Here is a 19948-nt window from a genome sequence, read left to right as displayed (position 1 = left end):
GTGATCAGGATCACGGCGGTGCCGAGCTTGCGCTGCAGGTCGCCGATCAATTCGAGGATCTGCGCCTGGATGGTCACGTCGAGCGCGGTGGTCGGCTCGTCCGCCAGCAGCACTTTTGGATTGCAGGTCAGCGCCATCGCGATCATCGTCTGCTGCTGCATGCCGCCGGAAAGCTGATGCGGATACTCCTTCGCCCGCTGCGCGGGCTCCGGAATCTTCACCAGCGCCAGCATCTCGATGACCTTCTTGTCCAGCGCCTCGCGCGACATCTTCTGGTGCATCGTCAGCACCTCGCCGATCTGCCGGCCGATGGTCATCACCGGATTGAGCGAGGTCATCGGCTCCTGGAAGATCATCGAGATCTCGTTGCCGCGCACCTTGCGCATCTGTTCTTCGCTGAGCGTCAGCAGGTCGCGGCCGCCGAGCCTGATCGAGCCCGATACGATGCGGCCGGGCGGATCGGGAACCAGCCGCATCAGCGACAGCGCCGTCATGCTCTTGCCGCAGCCCGACTCGCCGACGATCGCCAGCGTTTCGCCCGAGGCGACCCGGAAGTCGACGCTGTCCACCGCCTTCACGATGCCTTGACGCGTGTAGAACCAGGTACCGAGATTCTCGACTTCGAGCTGGGTCGTCATGAACGCTGCCGCGGATCGAGCAGGTCGCGCAGCGCATCACCCAGCAAATTGGTGCCAAAGACGGTGAGGCTGATGGCGACGCCCGGCCAGATCACCAGCCATGGGGCGGTTCGAACGTATTCGGCCGCCGATTCCGACAGCATGCGTCCCCACGACGGATGCGGCTCCGGCACGCCCAGGCCCAGGAAGGAGAGCGACGCCTCGACCAGAATCGCCGAGCCGAGTTGCGCGGTCGCCAGCACGATCAGGGGCGCCAGCGTGTTCGGCAGCACATGGCGCACGGCGATGCGCAGCTCACCCATGCCGACGGCATGCGCCGCCTCGACGAACGGCTGCTCACGCAGCGACAACGTGCTCGACCGAACCACGCGCGCCACATTCGGCACCAGCGGGATGGCGATGGCGATGATGGTGTTGCGCAGCGACGGCCCCAACGAGGCGGCCATGATGATGGCCATGACCAGGAGCGGCAGCGCCTGCATGATGTCCGTCAGGCGCTGCAGCGCAAGATCGACCCAACCGCCGAGATAGCCGCTGGTGAGACCGACCGCGATGCCGATGAGCACGCCCAGTCCCATCGCCCCAACTCCCACCGCGAGCGAGATGCGGGCGCCGTGGATGATGCGGCTGAACATGTCGCGGCCCATGAAGTCGGCGCCGAGCAGAAACATGGCGCCTGGCCGGGCGAGCGAGAACTTGGCGTTGGTGGCCGTAGGGTCGACCGGCGCGATGAAGTCGGCGAACACCGCCGTCAACACGAAGACGATGACGATCACCGCCCCGACCGCGCCCAGCGGGTAGCGGCGCGCGAAGAAAAGCGTCCTGCTCCACCAGCCCGTGACATTGGCACCGGCCCGGGCCAGCGCAGCTTCGTGGTCGATCAGCGCCATGGCGTCAGCCTGCGAACTTGATGCGCGGGTCGAGGGCCACGTAGGCCATGTCGACCAGGAAGTTCATCGTCACAACGATGATGGCGATCAGCATGGTGAGGTTCTGCACGATCGGATAGTCGCGCCAGCGGATCGCCTCGACCAGGAAGCGGGCGACGCCCGGAATGTTGAAGACCGTCTCGGTAACGATCAGCCCGCCGACCAGGAATGCCGCCTCGATGCCGATCACGGTCACGACCGGCAACAGGGCGTTGCGCAGGGCATGGTCGTAGTTCACCGAGGCGTTGGACGCGCCCTTCGACCGCGCCGTCCGGACATAGTCCTGGCGCAGCACCTCGAGCATGGACGAACGCGTGAGCCGCATGATGAGCGCGGAGCTGCGGAAGCCCACCGTGATCGCCGGCAGGATCAGCATCTTGACCTGCGCGACGAAGCCGTGGGCATCGGAATCGTAGATCGGGATCTTGCCGAACCACTGCACCGCCGCCATCAGCACCAGCAGACCGAGCCAGAACGAGGGAAAGGAAAGCCCGCTCAGGCTCACCACGCGCAAAATGTAGTCGAGCTTGGTGTTCTGGCGCACGGCACTGATAACGCCCAGGGGCACGCCGAACAGCACGGCGAAGAAGATGGCGAGCCCGGCAAGCTTGGCGCTGATCGGGATGCGCGGCGCGATCTCCTCGATGGCCGGGCGCTCGGAGACATAGGCGTAGCCCAGATCGCCGTGCGCCAGCCCGTCGATCCACTGCCAGTACTGCTCGGCGATGGGCCGATCGAGCCCGAGCTCGTGGACGATCCTCGCCTTCTCCTTGGGATCGTCGTTACCGGTCGCGTCGACCAGGATATCGGCCACATTGCCCGGCACCAGTCGCAGCAGGACGAAGATCAGGATCGACATCCCGACCAACGTCACCGCCATCAATGACAGGCGCCGGACAAGGTAGGCTCCCATCCCCGCTCCTTACTTGTCGAGCCAGTAGTCTTCGAAGCGCCAGCTATTGTAGATGCTGTTGACCTGCAGCTTCACGCCCTTGAGCTTCGGCGACCAGCAGGTGTTGGCGACATTATGGCCGATCACGGGGCGAGCCACGTCCTCGGCCAGCTTCTTCTCGATCTCCCACACGAGCTTGCGGCGCTTCTCCAGGTCGGGTTCGGCCGACTGCTGGTCGATCAGCTTGTCGACATCCGGATTGTTGTAGCCCGTGTAGTTGCGCTCCGACTTGGAGTAGAAGTTCTCGTAGAAGTTCACGTCCGGATCATCGACCGACACCCCGGTCAGGTTCATGCCGATCTGGTAGTCCTTCTTGGCAATCTTGTTGTACCAGACCGACGAATCGATCGGGTCGAGCTCGGCGTCGATATGGACCTTCTTCAGCTGATCGATCAGGATGACCGCTGGATCCCGATAGATCGCGATGTTGCGGGTCGCGACCTTGATCTTGAGTGGCTTGTCTGCGCTGTAGCCCAGCTTCTCCATGATCTTGCGGCCTTCGGCCCGGCTCTTCTCGATGTCGGTCGAATGGCCGGGCAACGAGGCCAGCATCTCCTTGGGCATGCCCCATTTGCCGTAGGGCGGCGGCAGCATCGCCGCGCCGTCGAGATCGTGACCCTGACTCAGGATCTCGGAGAAGGCGTGGATATCGATGGCGTCGACCAGGGCGCGGCGCAGCTCCGGATTGTTGAACGGCGGCGAGTCGCGGTTGATCAGGATGTTCGAATTGACGTTGGTCGGCCGCGCCTCGCAAACCGCATCCGGACTCTGGGCCTTGACGTCCTTCAAGAGCGGGAAGGTGACGTCGGAATCGAACGTCATGTCGAACTCGTTCGACTGAAAACCGAGCATGCGCGTCGCGCGGTTCGGGACAATCTTCCACTCGATGGCGTCGAGATAGGGGTGGCCCTTCTTCCAGTAGTCGGGGTTGCGCACGAGCTTGATCGCCTCGTTGCGCTTGAACTCGGTCACCTTGAACGGGCCGGTGCCGATCGGCTTGGTGCGCATCTGACGCCCCGCCACATGGCATGAATAGATCGGCGAGTAGCCGGAGGCGAGCATGGACAGGAACGACGCCTGCGGGCGGCCGAGGGTAAAGGTGACCTCGTAGTCGCCGTTGGTCGAGACCTCCTTGAGGTTGATGTACCAGATCTTGCGTGGGCTCTTGCGCAGCAGCTCCGACTTCTCGTCGAGGCCGGCGACCGCGTCGAAGGTACATTTCACGTCCTTCGCGGTGAACGGCTGGCCGTCGTGCCACTTCACGCCCTGTCGCAGCTTGAAGGTGAGCTTGGTCTTGTCGTCGCTCCACGACCAGGTCTCGGCCAGGTCGGGCACGATGTGATCAGGGCTGTTGGCCTTCTCGTTCGGGTCGAACACCACGAGGTTGTTGAAAACCGACATGAAGGGCTGGACCACGGAGATGGTCGACTCTTCGAGGATCGATGCGCTGGGCGGATTCTCGCGGTGAGGCATGCGCAACGTGCCGCCCTGCTTTTGTGCAAACGACGGCGCGGCAGCCGCCACAACGCCGACCATGCTCGCGGCCAACAATCCGAGGCGAAGACGCATAAATTTCCCCTCCCACAACAACGCAATGGCTTCTTGATGGCCTGCAAGCTAGCACATCGTGTGCAGTCGCCAAACGCTATTGCGCCGCGCCCTTGAGCTCGATCTGGTTACCCTCGGGGTCGTTGAAATAAACCGACGGCCCGGTGCCTTCCGCGCCATAGCGCTCGACGGTTTCGCCCACCGCAATGCCGAGCGGCGAAAGCCGGGCGGTGATCGCCTCGCGGTCGAACGGTTCGACGCGAAAACAGAGATGGTCCATGTTGCCGCCCAAGGCCGGCCGCTCGGCCTGGACAAGATCGAGCATCGATGCGCCCGCCCGCATCTGCACGAGATGAAGCCTGTCCAACGTGCGCTCCACCTTGAAGCCCAGCGCCTGCTCGTAGAACCGCACCATGCCCGGAAGATCGTGCACCCTCAGCACGACATGGTCGATCCGTTCGACATGGAAAGTCATGGCGTCTAGCTTAGCCAAGCCGGGAACAAGGCGAAAGCCATGGAGGAGACGATGGGCATTGCGGTCAATGCGGCCAAGGCGCGGCTGAAAAGGAACGAGCTTGCCGTCGGGATCGGCGTGCGACTGGTACGCAATGTCGACATCATCAAGGTCATGAAGGCGGCGGGGTACGATTGGCTGTTCCTCGATCTGGAGCACGGCGCGATGTCGATCGAAACGGCCTGCGAGATCGCCGTCGCTGCCCAGGATTCGGGCATCGCGCCGATCGTGCGCGTGCCCTACGGAGAGCTCACGATGGCCACGCGTGTGCTCGATGGCGGCGCACTCGGCATCGTGATCCCGCACGTCGATACGGCGGAGGAGGCCAAGGAGATCGCGGACAAGCTGCGCTATCCGCCGCGCGGTCATCGCTCGGTGGGCGGCGGCCAAGCGCAATTCGACTATGCACCGATGCCTCTCGGCGAGATGACCAGGCAGAGCGACGAGAACACACTGATCACGGTCATGATCGAGACGCCCAAGGCCGTCGAGAATGCCGAGGCGATCGCCGCGGTGCCCGGCATCGACTGCCTGCTGATCGGTTCGAGCGATCTTTCGATGGAGCTCGGCATTCCCGGCGAGAATGGCCACGCCAAGGTGCAGGCGGCGGTCGACAAGGTCGTGGCTGCCTGCAGGACGCACGGCAAGTGGCCGGGTATGGGTGGCGCCTACAGCGAGGAGCTGCTGAAGCTCTACGCCGGCAAGGGCATGAAGCTGCTACTCGCCGGCAACGATCTTCCCATGCTCACCGCCGCCGCGCGGGCACACCACGCGAAGGTGCGGGCGTTTCAGTAGACGCGAGCGCGCGACTTCCGGTGCCTTCTCTTCGGGGCCGCGAGTCGCGCGGAGTAGTCTCCGCGCTTTGGTCCCCGCGGTCCGGATGCCCATGAGTGACGCCAGGGAGCGCCTTCATCCTATCGCTTCCCCTCGATCTCGATTTCCAAGAGGTGCGGCTTGCCCGACCTGAAGGCGGCTTCGACGGCAGCCTTGATGTCTTCTGCCTTGGTCACATGCGTGCCGGCCACGCCCATGCCCCTGGCAAGATCGACGAAGCCGAGCGCGGGACTTGTCAGGTCCATGTGCATATAGGGCTTGTTGGACTTCACCTGAAAGCGGGCCCGATAGGCGTCGATATTGTGCTTCAGCACACGGTACTCGCGATTGGCCAGGATCACGAACACGATCGGGAGGTCGTGATGCGCTGCCGTCCACAGGGCCTGGATGGAGTACATGGACGAGCCGTCGCCCGACAGGCAAAGGATCGGCCGCTTCGTGTCGGCGACCGCTACGCCCAGCGCACCCGCGACACCCTGGCCGATGCCTCCGCCGCGGCCGCTGTAATAGTCGCCCGGTCCCTTGAAGGTGAAGGTCTTGAAGAGGTCGAGATTGGCGGTGATCGTCTCGTCGACCACCACGACATCTCCGGGCGAGCCCGCCCGGATTTCCGCCATGGCGCGCGCCATTGATGTCGGCGACCGCAACCACGCCTTCTCGACACGCGCCTCTTGCGCGCCCTCGTCGGCATCCTTTTGCGCCTTGAGCGCTACGTTCCGCTTCTTGGCGGCAATCGCGTCAACCTTGATCGCCGCCTCGAGCGCCGCCAGCGCCGCGCCGACATCGGCGATCACGCCGGCGTCGAGCGTGAAATTATAGGCAAGCCGTGACGGCGCCGCCTCGATCTGAAGGACCTTGGTGCCTGCCGCGAACGGCCGGTCCGGCGCGTACCACACCTCCTCGAAGAACGGGCCGCCCACCATCAGCACGAGATCGTTCGCTGCGAGCTGCCTCGCCACACCCGTCGTGTCGAAAGCGAGAGTGCCGCGCCAGGCGGGATGATCGGTCGGGAAGGAATTGCGCCCGTGCAATCCCTCGAACCACACCGCTGCGCCGAGTTTCTCGACCAGCTTCACGAGCGTGTCGACAGCGCCGGCGCGGGCAATGTCGTCGCCGGCCACGATCACCGGTGACCTGGCGTCGGTGATGAACCCGGCCATGGCGGCGATGCCCGCAGGATCGGGGCGGCATGCCGGAAACAGCGTCGCCGGCTGTCCAGCAGCGATCTCCGTCTCCTGCTCCATGACATCGATCGGCAGCGCCACGAACACCGGTCCGGCCGGCGCCTCGTTGGCGATCTTGAAGGCGCGCTGCAGGATCGGGCCCAGTTCGTCGGCGCGCTCGACCTGCACGCTCCACTTGGTGACCGGCGCGGCCATCGCCGCAAGGTCGTGGCCGAGGACGGGATCGCGCAGCCGCAGCCGCGTATCCTGCTGGCCTGCCGTCACCACCATCGGCGAGTTGTATTTGAGGGCGCCGTAGATCATGCCGATTGCATTGCCGAGGCCCGGCGCCACATGCAGGTTCACGAATGCCGTCTTGCCACTCGCCTGCGCATAGAAGCTCGCGGCCCCGACGGCCACGCCTTCGTGCAGGTGCACGATGTACCGGATCTGGGGATAGTCGAGCAGCGAGTCGAGCAGCGGGCTTTCGGTCGTGCCGGGATTGCCGAAGATGCGATCGACCCCATGGTTGAGCAGGGTCTGCAAGAGAACCTGGCGACCGCGCATATTCCGCTCCCTCAAATTCCTTGCTTGGTATGGGAAAGCGATGGAGCTTGTCGAGCGATATCGGGAGGATGCGCCATGCAGGCCGACTATGTGGTGGTAGGCGCCGGCTCGGCCGGATGCGTGGTCGCGTCTCGTCTGTCGGAAAGCGGCGCGTCGGTCATCCTGCTGGAAGCGGGGCCGAGCGACTGGCATCCGATGATCCACATTCCCGCCGGAATGCGCTCCCTGATCCGCAACCCGCTGGTGAACTGGAACTTCACGACCGAGCCGGAGAAGGGCTCCGGCGATCGCCGCATCGAATGGCCGCGCGGTCGAACGCTCGGCGGCTCGAGCTCGATCAACGGCATGCTCTATGTGCGCGGCGCGCCAGCCGACTTCGACGGTTGGGCGCAGATGGGCTGCCGCGGCTGGAGCTATGACGACGTGCTGCCCTGGTTCAGGAAATCCGAGCACTATGTGCAGACCGGCGATCCCGAGCTGCGTGGCCAGGACGGTCCCCTCAAGGTCGAGGACTACCGGACCATCCTCCCGCTCACTCATCGCTTCGTCGAGGCGGCCCAGCAGGCAGGCTTTCCGTTCAATCCCGACCTCAACGGCAAGCAGCGCTACGGCGTCGGCTATTCACAGATGACGCGGCGCGGCCGGTTTCGCGGTTCGACCGCGCAGACATTCCTGCGCGAGGCCCGGCGCCGGCCGAACCTGCGCATCGAGACCGACGCGCAGGGCGGCAGGCTCAGCTTCGAAGGCAAGCGATGCACCGGCGTCACCTTCCGGCGTGGCGGCAATCTCACCCGGGTGCATGCCAACCGCGAGGTGATCGTCGCGGGCGGGACGATCAACTCGCCGCACATTCTGCAGGTCTCCGGAATCGGGCCCGGCGCACACTTGCAATCGCTCGACATCCCCGTCGTGCACGATCTGCCCGGCGTCGGCGCCAACCTGATCGACCACTACGTGATCCGGGTCGTCCATCGCGTGCACGGCACGCCGACCGTGAACGAGATCGCCCGCTTCCCGCGCGTCCTGCCGGAAGTCTTGCGTTTCGCCATCACCGGGCGCGGTGCCCTGACCTTCGGCGTCACGACGGCGCAAGTCTTTTGCGACAGCCGAGAGGGGCTGGTCTCGCCCGACCTGCAGCTCCTGTTCACGCCGGGCAGCACCCATCCGCTGAAGTTCGGCCAGCTCGACGAGCAGCCCGGCATGAGCTGCGTCGTCTGCGTCGTGAAGCCCGACAGCCGCGGCACGATCATGGCGACGTCGGCCGATCCGTTCGCGCGGCCGGCGATCCGGCCGAACTATCTTTCCAGCCGCACGGACGAGCTGGCTTTGCTGGGCGGCACGCGCCATGTTCGGCGCATCTTCGCCGCTCCGGCGCTCGGCCGGCACAGCCGTGGCGAGATCCAGCCGGGCCCCGACATGCAAAAGGACGAAGACCTGTTGGCCTACGCGCGACGCGCCGGCAACACGCTCTATCACCCGGTCGGCACCTGCAGGATGGGCGAGGATCCGCGCGCCGTCGTGGACTCCCGGCTCAAGGTGCACGGGATCGAGCGCCTGCGCGTGATCGACGCATCGGTCATGCCCACGCTCACGACAGGCAACACGAACGCGCCCACCATAATGATCGCCGAGAAGGGCGCGGCGATGATTCGCGAGGATGCGACGGCGTAGGCTCGAGAAAGAGGAGAAGCGATGGGCTACATGACCGACGAGCGCCGCCTGATCCAGGAGACGGCGCGCGCCTTCGCCATGAAGGAGGTGCTGCCGATCGCCAACAAGCTCGATCCCGAGAAGGGCGACATCCCGCGCGAGTTGATGCGCAAGCTCGCCGACATGGGCTATTTCGGCATCGTCATCCCGGAGCAATATGGTGGCATGGGGCTCGGCGTCTTCGAATACTGCCTGATCACCGAGGAACTGGCACGCGCCTGGATGAGCGTGGCCTCCGTCATCGCCCGCGGCAACGGCTTGAGCGCCGGCCGCGGTATGACGGAAGAACAACGGGCGGTGTTCCTGCCGCGCGCCGCCCGCGGCGAGTTTCTGGGGGCGGCGGCGATGTCGGAGCCGGATGTCGGGTCAGACCTCGGCAACATTTCCTGCCGGGCCCGGCGCGACGGCGACGGCTGGGTGGTCAACGGCAACAAGTACTGGTGCACCTTTGCGGACGGCGCGGATTACATCATGCTGGTTGCGCGCACGTCGGATCCACCGGATCCAAGGCGCAGGCATGTCGGCCTCTCCTCGTTCCTGATCGAGAAGAAGCGCGGCACGCTGCCCGACGGCGTGCGCGGCGCCCCGATCCCCAAGATCGGCTATTTCGGCTGGAAGACCTGGGAGCTTGCCTTCGACAATTGCCGCCTGCCCGCGCCGGCGCTGATCGGCGAGGAAGGCCGCGCCTTCTATTACATATCGGCCGGCCTCGAACGCGCGCGCGCCCACACGGCGGCACGTGCGATCGGCCTGGCCCGCGGAGCGCTGGAGGATGCGACCGCCTATGCGCAGGAGCGGCGTCAGTTCGGCCAGGCGATCGGCGAATTCCAGAACACGCGTTTCAGACTCGCGCGCATGGCGACCGAGATCGAGGCCTCGCGCCAGCTCATGTATTATGTCTGCGACGAGATCGACCAGAAGCGCCGCTGCGACAAGGAGGCGGCGATGGCGAAGTTCCACGCGTCGGAGATGGCCGAGCGTGTGACCTCGGAGGCGTTGCAAATTTTCGGCGGCGCGGGCTATACGACGCTCCATGCCGTCGAGCGCCACTGGCGCGACGCGCGTCTCACCAAGATCTTCGAGGGCACGTCGGAGATCCAGCAGCGCATCATCTCCGACCACCTGCTCGGCAAGCCGAAGGCGGCATGATGGACGAGATCGAGCGCTTCCTCACGACTCCACCGGCGCTTCGCTTCACTTTCGCGGTCAGGGTGAAGGTCGGGCCGATCCAGGACCTCGGCCAGACGGCGCGCGGCCATCGCCGCATCATCGATATCCTCGGCGGCGAGGCGCACGGGCCGCGCTTCGAGGGCGAGATTCTGCCCGGCGGCGCCGACTGGCAGGTCGTCCGGCCCGACGGCACCATCGAGGTGGTCGCGCGCTACACCATCCGCAGCAAGTCAGGCGCACTCGTCTATGTGCAGAACGACGGACTGCGTGTCGCCAGTCCGGAGGTGTTGGCGCGGATGTCGAGGGGCGAGTCGGTGCCCTTCGACAGCTATCATTTTCGCACGGCGCCGCGCTTCGAGACGGCCGAGCCGTCGCTCAAATGGATGGAGCACGCGACCTTCATTGGCGTCGCCGCCCGCACGCCCGACCGCGTCGCGATCGGGTTCCACGAGGTTCTTTAGTCGCGGAAGCTCGGATCGAGTCGGTCGAGTTTGCGCAGGAGCGCCGGCCAGTCGAGCAGACCGAACGGACGGCGGACATGCGGCTGGTAGTTCTGGTAGGTCGCCTCGACCACATCGGCCGGGACGTCGATCAGCCTGGTATTGCACGACATGGCCGCGATCTGGGTCTTGCAGGAAAGCTCCAGCCGATGCATGGCGTTGAATGCCTCGGGGATCGTGGCACCGGTGGTGAGCAGGCCGTGATTGCGCAGGATCATGGCGTTGTTGTCGCCGAGATCCGTCACCAGCCCCCCGCGCGCGGCGAGATCGAGCACGACGCCGTCGAAGTCGTGGTAGCTGATATGGGCGAAGCGCATCGAGGTCTGGGTGTTGGCAAGCAGCCCGCATTCCATAGTCGAGACCGCCATGCCGGCCCAGGTATGGGTGTGGATCACGCAGCTGACGTCGGGTTTGGCCATGTGGATCGCGCTATGAATCACGAAGCCCGCGCGATTGACGCCGTAGTCGAGGCCGGGCCCGAAGTCGGGCTTGGCAAGAATTTTGCCCTCATGGTCGATCTTGAGCAGGCTCGAGGCGGTGATCTCCTCGTACAACAGCCCATAGGCGTTGATGAGGAACGCGTCCGGCTCACCGGGCACACGCACCGAGATGTGGTTGGCGATCAGGTCGGACATGCCATAAAGATCCATCAGGCGGTAGCAGGCGGCGAGGTCGACGCGCATCTGCCACTCCTCCGCCGACACCTTCGAGCGAAGGTTGGCAACTTTCGACGTCTTCAGCGCATGCACGCTCATTGGGCGCTCTCCGGCATTGTCCGCGACGTCGAACCGTAGCGCTCGGCGCACCTGCGCGTCCACCGTCGCGATCAGCCCTTCTTCCTTCCCTCGCGCGGATTTCGCGGCTCGGCCGGCAGGGGGTAGGCCGTCGTCGACTTGATGCGCTCCATGGCGAAGCGCGAAGTGACGTTCTTGAGCGGCATGGTGTCGATCAGCCGTTTGTAGAAGGCGTCGTAGGCCTGCATGTTGGGCACGGCGACGCGCAGCATGTAGTCGATATCGCCGGCCATGCGGTGAAATTCCATCACCTCGGGCATGGCGGTGACGGTCTGGGCGAACTTCGACAGCCAGGCGGTCGAATGGTCGCCGCTCTCGATCGACACGAATACCGTGAGGCCGACACCCACCGCTTCCGGCGAGACGAGCGCGACGCGCTTCAGGATCACGCCGGCCTTCTCCAGCCGCTGGATGCGCTTCCAGCACGGGCTTTGCGACAGGCCGACGCGATGGGCGATCTGGGCCAGCGAGAGGTTGGCATTCTCCTGCAGGAGAGCCACTATCTTTCGGTCGATCGCATCCATGACGGGTTCCTATAGGGCGCGACGGCCTGCACTGTCGAGCCCGCGAGGCCGATCTCGATCTCGGTTCAGCCCGCAAGCGGATCCAATCGCACCGGCGCACCAAGCCTCAGGGTGAGCGCATGGGCCAAGGCCTCGACATCGCCATCGACCGCGCCGGCATAACCGGCGAGCCGTGGATCTGCGTCCTCGAACCAGCATAGCCGCCAATCGCCTTCCGCCGAAACGAGCGACCCTACGATGCGGCCGCGCGTGGAGATGACCCAGAGTCCGGCCTCGGCATAGGACGCGGCAAGAAAGCGAACGACGCCCGCGAAAAGATCTGCGGCGAGGGACGACATGCCCGGACTCTAGAGCGCGCTCCTTGCCGGCCTCAATGAAACCGGATGTCGAATGCGCATCCGGGAGGAGGAAGAAAATTCCCAGACAGGCGATCGCGCGGCATGTTCTGCCGGCGGCAGGCTATCTCATGGCCGGACAGCCGGCGCATCGATTGCCATCCCTTTTGCCCGGTCCATCAAATAGAGCTCGAGATCGAGATATTCCGGCGAATCGTAGTCGAAGGGCTCGGCACGCATGCCGATCATGCAGTTGCGCAACCGCCGCTCGAGGGAGCCCAACGCCTGCCACTGGAGACGATAGATCGGATAGCCGGTAGGATGGGCTTGGGGAATCGTCGCGCCGCCCAGCTTCTTCCCTGCATTGTCGTCGTGACAGTTGGCGCAGGAGAGATTGAGCTGGCCCAGCCGGCTGTCGAAGAGCTGTTCACCGCGCGCCCGAAATTCCACGAGACGCGGATCCTTCGGCGGTGTGATCGGCATGCCGCGTGATTGCAATGCCAGATAGGCTGCCAGATCGAGAAGCTCGTCGCTCTCGGCAGCGAGCGGCGTCGCCTTCTGGTGCTCGATACGACAGAGATTGATCCGCCCTTCGAGATCCACCGGCTTGTCGGCGTTGGGCGGAATCGCCGGATAGCGGGCCGCTACACCTTTCATGCTGCCCGGACCATGGCAGTCAGCGCAGGCCTTGTCGGCGGCGCCGGCTCTCCGCTTCCAGAGCGATTCGCCCGCCTGCACGTACAGCATGGCCGGGTTTGCCGCGTCATCGTCCTGCATCTTCTGCAGGGCCGGTCCCATATCCTGGTAGCCCGACCGGCGCTGGTCCTTGCCGTCCTGCGCCACCGCCGGCGTCGCCAGGAGCACCATCACTAAGCCGAGCGCTACTGAAGGCGTCCTCATGTCATGCCGATGCGCGGCGTCCGGAAGTACCGACATTTTACTGCTTCAAGCTCGCGAGATAGGCCACGACGTCTTCGATCTGCCGCGCGTCGAGGACGGGCTTGCCGGCGAAGGTCCGCGCTACCCGCTGCAGGTCGTCGAGCCGGTAGTAGGATGGCATGATCGTGTCCGCCTTCAGGCGCGAGGCATCGACCAGACGCAGACGGAGCTGACCTGCGGTCCACCGCGTCCCGGCGCCGGCAAGATCGGACGCGAGATTGCCTTGGAATCGCTCGTCGGGAATGGGCGCGCTGTGACAGAGCAGGCAGAGTCCTCTGCTTCGATCGGCGACGATGGCCCGCCCGCGCGCGGCGTCGCCGGCCTTTCCCGTCAGCGAATCCGGAATGGCGTCGCCCACGATGACATAAGACCGCAGCCCCTCCTGGGCGCCAACGCCGGAGGCGCAAAGGGTCAAGAGGACGGCAAGGACGGTCGTAGCGCGCATGCCTTGGGCTGGTAGTCACATCGCACCGCGATCCTCTATCGCCTCGAGCGAGCTCCGCAAGAGCCGCGCCTGCGGCGCTTTGAAACGCCGCGCGGACGCTCAGGCGAGGCTCGCCGCGAATACGCGCCGGTAGTTGCCACCCAGGAGCTTGGCCGTTTCCTCCACGCTGAAACGGGCAGCGCCGCCGCGAGTTGCGGTAGATCGGAATAGCTCGGCATCGTGCTGGGGCCCACCAGGCCGAGCTGGTCGGTGCCGAGACCGACATGGTCGATGCCGGCGACATCGACCATTCTCGCGAAGCCTTCGGCGTAGGAGCGGTAGGTGCCGAATAGGCCGCCACCGGCCAAAGACCGATCACGCCGCCAGTCGCCGCGATGGCGCGCGCGTGGTCGGGCGTGATCTGACGCGTCCATGGCGCCGGCCGCTCGGTGAGCGACGTGTGCGACAGCACCAGCGGCTTGGTCGCGACATCGGCCGCCTTCTTCACCAACGCATAGGTGCCATGCGCCACGTCGACCACGACGCCGATCCTGTTGCAACGACGAATGACCTCGGCGCCGGCCGGCGGCAGACCGTCATGGATCGAGGGTTCGGTCTGGATGTCGCCCAGCTCGTTCGGCCGATAGTGCGTGAGCTGCAGGTGACGCAGCTGCCATTTCTCGTACGCCTCGTCGAGCCGCTCCGGCTGGCCTTCGAGAAAGTCACCGCCTTCGGATGCGACGATGACCGACGGGCGTTCGGCGGAGGCACTTGCCAATGCCGCGGCCTCTCGAATGACGCCGAGCCCCTGTTCACGCACCAGTTTGTGCAGACGAGCGAAGGCCAGTTGCGTGTGGGCGTAGAGTTCGCCCGGCTTGGGATCGCGGAACGGACGCAAGCGGCCCTGCGTGAGCTGGGTGGTCGGCGAATCGGAGACGACCGCGAGACAGATCACGGCCATTCCGCCCTGACGCATGGGCTCGGCAACCGGCGTAAAGGGATGATTGCCGTTCTCGCTGTGCACATGGAGAAGCTGGCCGGCATGGGAATGAATGTCGATGCTGAGGCTGGTCACCGGTTCGGCCGCGGCGGGCACGGCCAGGGCGGTCAGCGGACTGGCCACCAGCAGCGCCCGACGCGTCAGGCCGATCCGCCGTGCACCGCGAAGCCGATAGCGCCAGCCCAGCGGATCGTCCCGCAGCACCTGCCAGGTGCCGGACAGATGCAGCCCGCTGCCGGCGAACTCGATTTCCTCGTCGGCGAAGACCTCGACGACGGCCAGCGGATTGGCGGGCACGCAGCCGGCACAGCAATTGGGTTCGCCGGTCAGCAGGAAGTGGCGGGCGGCGCGTGGCACCGGGGCGGCGTCAGGCCAGCCGACAAGCTCGACCTTTCTACCTTCGGCGTCGTCGGCTCGCGGCGTTCCAAGATCATGCCAGGAAAGCCGCATCGGCCCGCTTACAGTTTGGGCGGCGGATAATAGGGCCGATCGCCCAGGGCCTGCACGCGTTGCCAGAATTCCGGACCGGACGCCTTGCCGACCTCGTCGAGATCGGCCGCTTGCCGCCACATGCTCCAGGAGTCGGGGTGCAATCGGCTCGCTTCGGCGAACTGCCGAGCGGCTTCAGCGGTGCGGCCTTGCGTGCGCAACCAGACGCCGAGGCGGAAGCGGGCGTGCGCCTCGGCGATTTCCGGCGTGACCTTCGGCAGGGCTTTGCGCGCCGCATCGGCCGACAGCGCATGCTTGCCGGCGGTCACCCAGGCGCGCACGGCATCGAGATAGGCCTGACGCGCCGCCAGCCGCGCAGCCTGGTCCTCGGGCGACATGGTCCTGGTCTTGAGATCCATACGCCGGAAATGATCGGTCGATCCCGCCGTCTCCGGCGGCCGGGCGATGCGGCCCTGCTCGTCGATCCAGATCGCCTGCGGCACGTTCACGAGATTGTACAGGTCGCTCAGCCGATGCTCGGTGTCGATAAGCTGCCAGTAGCTCGACTTTGCCTGCTCGATCCAGGGCCGGGCGTGCTCGGCGCCGCGGCTTTCCTCCGCCACGGCCACCACCATGAAGTCCTTGTCCTTCAGTTCATCGTAGAGTTGCTGCCACACGGGCAAGTCGAAACGACATCCTCACCAACTGGCCCAAGTGGCGAGAAATACCTTTTTGCCGCGGAGCGTCGAGAGCGTGCGCGGGACACCGTCAAGGTCGGGCAGGGTGAAGTCGGGCGCCTCGAGGCCTTCCAGACGGGCATTGCGCTCGTCGGCTGGAGCGCCCAGCGTCCAGACATCATGACTGTCGCTTGCGACGACAGGGCCGGCGAGCTTCTTCCAGAAGGCAATGATGTCGAGCTCGCCCGCGCCGACGGCGGAGGCCGGCATCGGCACGCAGACATCGCCGCGGCACATGCCCTCGGCCTTCAGTGTCCAGCCAGTGACCTTCTCGGCGTCGGTCGCGCTCATCCAGAGGCCATCGTGGACGGCGACCTCGTGCTCGGCGAGCGGTGTAAGGATCTTTGTCATGGGCGAAGCGAAGCACCTTTCCGCGACGCTGCAAAGGTCCTGTGCTCCATCCCCGATGACAACTGTTCGTTACTTGGGGACGGAGATCGACACTTCCTTCGAGGTGATGAATTCCAGCAGGACCGGCACGCCCTTGCGGGTCTGCTCGATGCCGCGCTGGATCGCGGGCACGATGTCCTCGGGCTTGGTCACGCGCTCGCCGTAGCCACCGAAGGCACGCGCCATCGCGGCATAGTCGCCGGAGATGTCGGTCGAGCGGTATTTCTCGGTCGAAACCTGCATGATGTGCAGCTCGATCGCCATCGAGAAATTGTTGAGCAGAACCGACATGATCGGAATACGCTCGCGCACGGCCGTTTCGAAATCCATGCCGGTGAAGCCGATCGCGGCATCGCCCCAGACGTTGATGCAGAGCTTGTCCGGACAGGCGAGCTTGGCGCCCATTGCGAGCCCGAGACCATAGCCCAGCTGCGTGGTCTTGCCCCAGCCGATGTAGGTATGCGGCGCCTTCGCCTTCCAGAACGGCGAGAGCTGGTCGCGCGGACTGCCGGCATCGTGGGTGATGATGGTATTGGCCACATCCACCGTGTGCTGCAGGTCCCACAACACGCGATAGGGGTTGAGCGGTGCGTCGTTGCTCTTGAGCCGGGGCAACCATTCCTTCAGCCAGTCGCCCTCGATCTGCTTGATCTCGGCGGTGACCGCCGAAGCATCGCGCCGGGTGGCGCCGGCCGCCTTGCAGGTGGCGACGAGGGCCGCGAGCGTGAGCTTCGCATCGCCCACCAGCCCATGCTTGATCTTCACGTCCTTGTTGAGATGCGCCGGATCGAGCGTGGCGTGGATGATGGTCTTGCCCTGCGGCATGGAGATGCCGAAGTTGGTCTCGGTGAACGAGCAGCCCACGCCCAGGATCACGTCGGATCGGTCGAGGAAGCTTCGCACCGCCTTGGGATAGGCCCGCCCGCCCGAGCCCAGCGCCAGCGGATGGGTTTCATCGAAGCTGCTCTTGCCTTCGAGACTGGTGCAGACCGGGATCGCCAGAAGTTCGGCCAGCTCCTTCAGCTCGGCATAGGCTTCCGCCCAGTGCACGCCCTGCCCCGCGTAGATCACGGGCCGTTTGGCCGTCATCAGCACTTGCGCCGCTTGCGTCACCGCCGCCGGATCGGGGCCGTATTTCGTGACGACGACCGGCTCGTAGGGCAGCGGGTCGGGGGCCTCCTCGGCATAGACGTCCGACGGCAACTCGACAATAACGGGCGAGCCGCGGCCGTTGCGCAGCAGACTGAAGGCGCGGCGCATGATGTTGGCGACTTCCTTGCCCGATGTCACCGGCTCGCAGTGCTTGGCGACGTGCGCCATCGCCAGCGTCGAGTTGAAGTTCGGCGGCACATGCGCGATGCGTCGCGGATAACCCTGCGGGATCACCAGCAGCGGAATGGATTCGCCGAAGGCCTGGGCCACGCCACCATAGGCGTTCTCCGAACCGGGGCCGCTCTGCATGCAGAACACACCCATCTTGCGGCCCTTGGTGAGCCGCGACATGGCGTCGGCCATGTGCAAGCCGATGCGCTCCTGACGCACGATGATGGGGCGGATGTCGACCGCCGCACAGGCCTCGATCAGATGATTGACCGGGTAGGCAAAGAGATATTCCACGCCCTCTTTCTTCAGGATGTCGGCGATCGCCGGCCCGGTTTTCATCTGCGCTCCTCCTGTGGCGGGACGCTGCCCGCTACTTGTTGAGTTCCTTCATCGCGCTGTCGAGGCCGCCCAGGGTGAGCGGGAACATGCGGCTGCTGGAGAGCTGCTGCAGGAGCTGGATGGAGGGCGTGTAGCTCCAGTGCCGTTCCGGCACGGGATTGAGCCATACCAGGCTGCGATAGGTGTCGGCCATGCGCTGCATCCAGACCTGGCCCGCTTCCTCGTTCCAGTGCTCGACCGAGCCGCCGGGATAGGCGATCTCGTAGGGGCTCATCGAAGCATCGCCGACGAAGATCACCTTGTAGTCGGGCGGATAGGTGTGCAGGAGCTGCGCCGTCGGGAAGGTGTCGACGTGGCGCCGGCGATTGTCCTTCCACAGCTTCTCGTAGAGGCAGTTGTGGAAGTAGAAGAACTCGAGGTGCTTGAACTCCGAGCGCGCCGCCGAGAAAAGTTCCTCGCAGACCCGTATGTGCGCATCCATCGAGCCGCCGATGTCGAACAGCAGCAGCAGCTTCACCTTGTTGCGCCGTTCGGGAATCATCTTGATGTCGAGATAGCCGGCGTTGCGCGCCGTCGAGCGGATCGTGTCGGGCATGTCGAGCTCGACCTCGGCGCCCTCGCGCGCGAACTTGCGCAGCCGGCGCAGGGCGATCTTGATATTGCGCGTGCCGATCTCGACCGTGTCGTCGAGGTTCTTGTACTCGCGCTTGTCCCACACCTTGACGGCGCGGCCCTCGCGGTTCTTGTCCTGTCCGATGCGCACGCCCTCGGGATTGAAGCCGTAAGCGCCGAACGGCGAGGTGCCGGCCGTGCCGATCCACTTGCTGCCGCCCTGGTGACGCTTCTGCTGTTCTTCGAGACGCTTCTTCAGCGTCTCCATCAGCTTCTCCCAGCCGCCCAGCGCCTCGATCTGCTTCTTCTCCTCATCGGTCAGAAGCTTCTCGGCGAGCTTGCGCAGCCATTCCTCGGGGATCTCGGCCGTGCTCCCCTCGCCCGCCGGCGCCTCGAGCCCCTTGAAGACATGGCCGAATACGCGGTCGAACTTGTCGAGATTGCGCTCGTCCTTCACCAGCACCGAGCGCGACAGGTAGTAGAAGTCGTCGACATTGTATTCCGCGACGCCTTTGTCCATCGCTTCCATCAGCGCCAGATACTCCTTGATGGAGACCGGCACCTTGGCCTGGCGCAGCTCGAGGAAGAAGTTCACGAACATGGGCCGAGCCCTTTCGTGCTACTGGCGTTGCTCGCGCCGCGCCATGAAGGCCAGACGCTCGAACAGATGGACATCCTGCTCGTTCTTGAGCAGCGCGCCATGCAGGGGCGGAATGAGCTGCTTGGAATCCTTCGAGCGCAAGGCCTCGGGCGACATGTCCTCGACCATCAGGAGCTTCAGCCAGTCGAGCAGCTCCGAGGTCGATGGCTTCTTCTTGAGGCCCGGCACTTCGCGGATGTCGTAGAAGATGTTCAGCGCCTCGCGCAGCAGGTTGCGCTGCAGGCCGGGGAAGTGGACATCCACGATCTGGGTCATGATCTCGCGATCGGGGAAGCGGATATAGTGAAAGAAGCAGCGACGAAGGAAGGCGTCGGGCAGCTCCTTCTCGTTGTTCGACGTGATCATCACCACCGGCCGCTGTGCCGCCTTCACGACCTCCTGCGTCTCGTAGACGTAGAACTCCATGCGGTCGAGCTCGAGCAGCAGATCGTTGGGAAACTCGATGTCGGCCTTGTCGATCTCGTCGATCAGCAGGACCGGCCGCTCGGCGGAGGTGAACGCGTCCCACAGCTTGCCGCGCTTGATGTAGTTGCGGATGTCCTTCACACGCTCGTCGCCGAGCTGGCTGTCGCGCAGTCGCGAAACCGCATCGTATTCGTACAGGCCCTGCTGTGCCTTCGTCGTCGACTTGATGTGCCACTCGATCAGCGGCGCGCCGATCGCCTTGGCGACTTCGTGAGCCAGCACGGTCTTGCCGGTGCCGGGCTCGCCTTTGATCAGCAACGGTCGCTGCAGCGAGATGGACGCATTCACCGCCACGCGCAGATCGTCGCTGGCGACGTAGGAGTCGGTACCGGCAAATTTCATGGTGCAAAATCCAGGTTCATTCGAGTGTGCCGAACCACCCTAAAGGTCGCCCCAACAGCCAGCAAGGCCGCGAAGGGACGCCATGCCTGCGAGTTCGGTCGGGCCCTCC

At 65.0% G+C, this 19948-nt stretch carries 19 protein-coding genes and 1 pseudogene; 4 read left to right on the top strand and 16 right to left on the bottom strand.

Going from position 1 to position 19948, the window contains the following annotated elements; all coding sequences use genetic code 11:
• The 5 genes from VH499_RS21880 to VH499_RS21860 all read right to left on the bottom strand — a co-directional run.
• Nucleotides 1-638, bottom strand: a 638-nt coding sequence (locus VH499_RS21880) for an ABC transporter ATP-binding protein (RefSeq protein ID WP_332054884.1), incomplete at its 3' end; no start/stop codon positions are given.
• Nucleotides 635-1528, bottom strand: coding sequence for an ABC transporter permease (locus tag VH499_RS21875; protein WP_332054883.1), 894 nt, complete (start codon nt 1526-1528; stop codon nt 635-637). The genes VH499_RS21880 and VH499_RS21875, both read right to left, overlap by 4 nt.
• Before the next feature lie 4 nt (nt 1529-1532).
• Complete coding sequence (locus VH499_RS21870) at nt 1533-2480, bottom strand: ABC transporter permease (protein ID WP_332054882.1); 948 nt, start codon at nt 2478-2480, stop codon at nt 1533-1535.
• Nucleotides 2481-2489: 9 nt separating this feature from the next.
• On the bottom strand, nt 2490-4088 hold the full coding sequence (locus tag VH499_RS21865) for an ABC transporter substrate-binding protein (protein ID WP_332054881.1): 1599 nt from the start codon (nt 4086-4088) through the stop codon (nt 2490-2492).
• Nucleotides 4089-4164: 76 nt separating this feature from the next.
• Nucleotides 4165-4542 (bottom strand): VOC family protein, encoded by a 378-nt coding sequence (locus VH499_RS21860; protein ID WP_332054880.1) that lies wholly within the window; start codon nt 4540-4542, stop codon nt 4165-4167.
• A gap of 39 nt (nt 4543-4581) precedes the next feature.
• Between VH499_RS21860 and VH499_RS21855 the strand changes: the two genes are divergently transcribed.
• The gene (locus VH499_RS21855; protein ID WP_332054879.1) at nt 4582-5376 is read left to right on the top strand and encodes an HpcH/HpaI aldolase family protein; all 795 of its coding nucleotides are present in this window, start codon (nt 4582-4584) and stop codon (nt 5374-5376) included.
• Between the two features lie 119 nt (nt 5377-5495).
• On the opposite strand, the gene VH499_RS21850 is transcribed toward VH499_RS21855, so the two are convergent.
• Nucleotides 5496-7145 carry a thiamine pyrophosphate-binding protein gene (locus VH499_RS21850; RefSeq protein ID WP_332054878.1) on the bottom strand — a complete coding sequence of 550 codons (1650 nt, stop codon included), beginning with the start codon at nt 7143-7145 and terminating at the stop codon, nt 5496-5498.
• Between the two features lie 75 nt (nt 7146-7220).
• Between VH499_RS21850 and VH499_RS21845 the strand changes: the two genes are divergently transcribed.
• The 3 genes from VH499_RS21845 to VH499_RS21835 are packed head-to-tail and all read left to right on the top strand — an operon-like array spanning nt 7221 to nt 10486.
• Nucleotides 7221-8816 carry a GMC family oxidoreductase gene (locus VH499_RS21845; RefSeq protein WP_332054877.1) on the top strand — a complete coding sequence of 532 codons (1596 nt, stop codon included), beginning with the start codon at nt 7221-7223 and terminating at the stop codon, nt 8814-8816.
• Nucleotides 8817-8837: 21 nt separating this feature from the next.
• On the top strand, nt 8838-10004 hold the full coding sequence (locus tag VH499_RS21840) for an acyl-CoA dehydrogenase family protein (RefSeq protein WP_332054876.1): 1167 nt from the start codon (nt 8838-8840) through the stop codon (nt 10002-10004).
• Nucleotides 10004-10486 (top strand): DUF3237 domain-containing protein, encoded by a 483-nt coding sequence (locus tag VH499_RS21835; protein WP_332054875.1) that lies wholly within the window; start codon nt 10004-10006, stop codon nt 10484-10486. The genes VH499_RS21840 and VH499_RS21835 overlap by 1 nt, the downstream gene beginning before the upstream one ends.
• On the opposite strand, the gene VH499_RS21830 is transcribed toward VH499_RS21835, so the two are convergent.
• From VH499_RS21830 to VH499_RS21785, 10 genes and pseudogenes are all read right to left on the bottom strand, one after another.
• Nucleotides 10483-11280, bottom strand: coding sequence for a class II aldolase/adducin family protein (locus VH499_RS21830; RefSeq protein WP_332054874.1), 798 nt, complete (start codon nt 11278-11280; stop codon nt 10483-10485). The genes VH499_RS21835 and VH499_RS21830 overlap by 4 nt on opposite strands.
• 71 nt (nt 11281-11351) lie before the next feature.
• The gene (locus tag VH499_RS21825; RefSeq protein ID WP_332054873.1) at nt 11352-11843 is read right to left on the bottom strand and encodes an Lrp/AsnC family transcriptional regulator; all 492 of its coding nucleotides are present in this window, start codon (nt 11841-11843) and stop codon (nt 11352-11354) included.
• Between the two features lie 65 nt (nt 11844-11908).
• Nucleotides 11909-12181: a hypothetical protein gene (locus VH499_RS21820; RefSeq protein ID WP_332054872.1), complete on the bottom strand. Its 273-nt coding sequence runs from the start codon at nt 12179-12181 to the stop codon at nt 11909-11911.
• Between the two features lie 126 nt (nt 12182-12307).
• Nucleotides 12308-13078 (bottom strand): sulfur oxidation c-type cytochrome SoxA, encoded by a 771-nt coding sequence (soxA, locus tag VH499_RS21815; RefSeq protein ID WP_332054871.1) that lies wholly within the window; start codon nt 13076-13078, stop codon nt 12308-12310.
• Between the two features lie 37 nt (nt 13079-13115).
• Nucleotides 13116-13562: a sulfur oxidation c-type cytochrome SoxX gene (soxX, locus tag VH499_RS21810; protein WP_332054870.1), complete on the bottom strand. Its 447-nt coding sequence runs from the start codon at nt 13560-13562 to the stop codon at nt 13116-13118.
• A 388-nt stretch (nt 13563-13950) separates the two neighbouring features.
• Nucleotides 13951-14991 (bottom strand): annotated as a pseudogene (locus VH499_RS21805) (membrane dipeptidase); the annotation flags it as partial.
• A gap of 8 nt (nt 14992-14999) precedes the next feature.
• On the bottom strand, nt 15000-16058 hold the full coding sequence (locus VH499_RS21800; RefSeq protein ID WP_332054869.1) for a TlpA disulfide reductase family protein: 1059 nt from the start codon (nt 16056-16058) through the stop codon (nt 15000-15002).
• A 69-nt stretch (nt 16059-16127) separates the two neighbouring features.
• Entirely contained in the window at nt 16128-17759 is a 1632-nt protein-coding gene (locus VH499_RS21795; RefSeq protein WP_332054868.1) for a thiamine pyrophosphate-requiring protein, read from the bottom strand.
• A 31-nt stretch (nt 17760-17790) separates the two neighbouring features.
• Nucleotides 17791-18972, bottom strand: coding sequence for a VWA domain-containing protein (locus tag VH499_RS21790; protein WP_332054867.1), 1182 nt, complete (start codon nt 18970-18972; stop codon nt 17791-17793).
• Between the two features lie 18 nt (nt 18973-18990).
• Complete coding sequence (locus VH499_RS21785) at nt 18991-19839, bottom strand: MoxR family ATPase (RefSeq protein ID WP_332054866.1); 849 nt, start codon at nt 19837-19839, stop codon at nt 18991-18993.
• Between the last annotated feature and the right edge of the window lie 109 nt (nt 19840-19948).

Source organism: Reyranella sp., assembly GCF_036558665.1.
GTDB lineage: Bacteria > Pseudomonadota > Alphaproteobacteria > Reyranellales > Reyranellaceae > Reyranella.
The sequence above is the reverse complement of the archived record's forward strand: the minus strand, read 5'-3'. Positions and strand labels throughout refer to the sequence as shown.

Excerpts from the sequence above, each read along its gene's own strand:
- soxA (WP_332054871.1), bottom strand. The coding sequence starts at position 13,078 with ATGAGGACGCCTTCAGTAGCGCTCGGCTTAGTGATGGTGCTCCTGGCG.
- VH499_RS21850 (WP_332054878.1), bottom strand. The coding sequence starts at position 7,145 with ATGCGCGGTCGCCAGGTTCTCTTGCAGACCCTGCTCAACCATGGGGTC.
- VH499_RS21785 (WP_332054866.1), bottom strand. The coding sequence starts at position 19,839 with ATGAAATTTGCCGGTACCGACTCCTACGTCGCCAGCGACGATCTGCGC.
- VH499_RS21835 (WP_332054875.1), top strand. The coding sequence starts at position 10,004 with ATGGACGAGATCGAGCGCTTCCTCACGACTCCACCGGCGCTTCGCTTC.
- VH499_RS21865 (WP_332054881.1), bottom strand. The coding sequence starts at position 4,088 with ATGCGTCTTCGCCTCGGATTGTTGGCCGCGAGCATGGTCGGCGTTGTG.
- soxX (WP_332054870.1), bottom strand. The coding sequence starts at position 13,562 with ATGCGCGCTACGACCGTCCTTGCCGTCCTCTTGACCCTTTGCGCCTCC.
- VH499_RS21870 (WP_332054882.1), bottom strand. The coding sequence starts at position 2,480 with ATGGGAGCCTACCTTGTCCGGCGCCTGTCATTGATGGCGGTGACGTTG.
- VH499_RS21855 (WP_332054879.1), top strand. The coding sequence starts at position 4,582 with ATGGAGGAGACGATGGGCATTGCGGTCAATGCGGCCAAGGCGCGGCTG.
- VH499_RS21840 (WP_332054876.1), top strand. The coding sequence starts at position 8,838 with ATGGGCTACATGACCGACGAGCGCCGCCTGATCCAGGAGACGGCGCGC.
- VH499_RS21845 (WP_332054877.1), top strand. The coding sequence starts at position 7,221 with ATGCAGGCCGACTATGTGGTGGTAGGCGCCGGCTCGGCCGGATGCGTG.
- VH499_RS21795 (WP_332054868.1), bottom strand. The coding sequence starts at position 17,759 with ATGAAAACCGGGCCGGCGATCGCCGACATCCTGAAGAAAGAGGGCGTG.
- VH499_RS21830 (WP_332054874.1), bottom strand. The coding sequence starts at position 11,280 with ATGAGCGTGCATGCGCTGAAGACGTCGAAAGTTGCCAACCTTCGCTCG.
- VH499_RS21875 (WP_332054883.1), bottom strand. The coding sequence starts at position 1,528 with ATGGCGCTGATCGACCACGAAGCTGCGCTGGCCCGGGCCGGTGCCAAT.
- VH499_RS21825 (WP_332054873.1), bottom strand. The coding sequence starts at position 11,843 with ATGGATGCGATCGACCGAAAGATAGTGGCTCTCCTGCAGGAGAATGCC.
- VH499_RS21820 (WP_332054872.1), bottom strand. The coding sequence starts at position 12,181 with ATGTCGTCCCTCGCCGCAGATCTTTTCGCGGGCGTCGTTCGCTTTCTT.
- VH499_RS21860 (WP_332054880.1), bottom strand. The coding sequence starts at position 4,542 with ATGACTTTCCATGTCGAACGGATCGACCATGTCGTGCTGAGGGTGCAC.
- VH499_RS21790 (WP_332054867.1), bottom strand. The coding sequence starts at position 18,972 with ATGTTCGTGAACTTCTTCCTCGAGCTGCGCCAGGCCAAGGTGCCGGTC.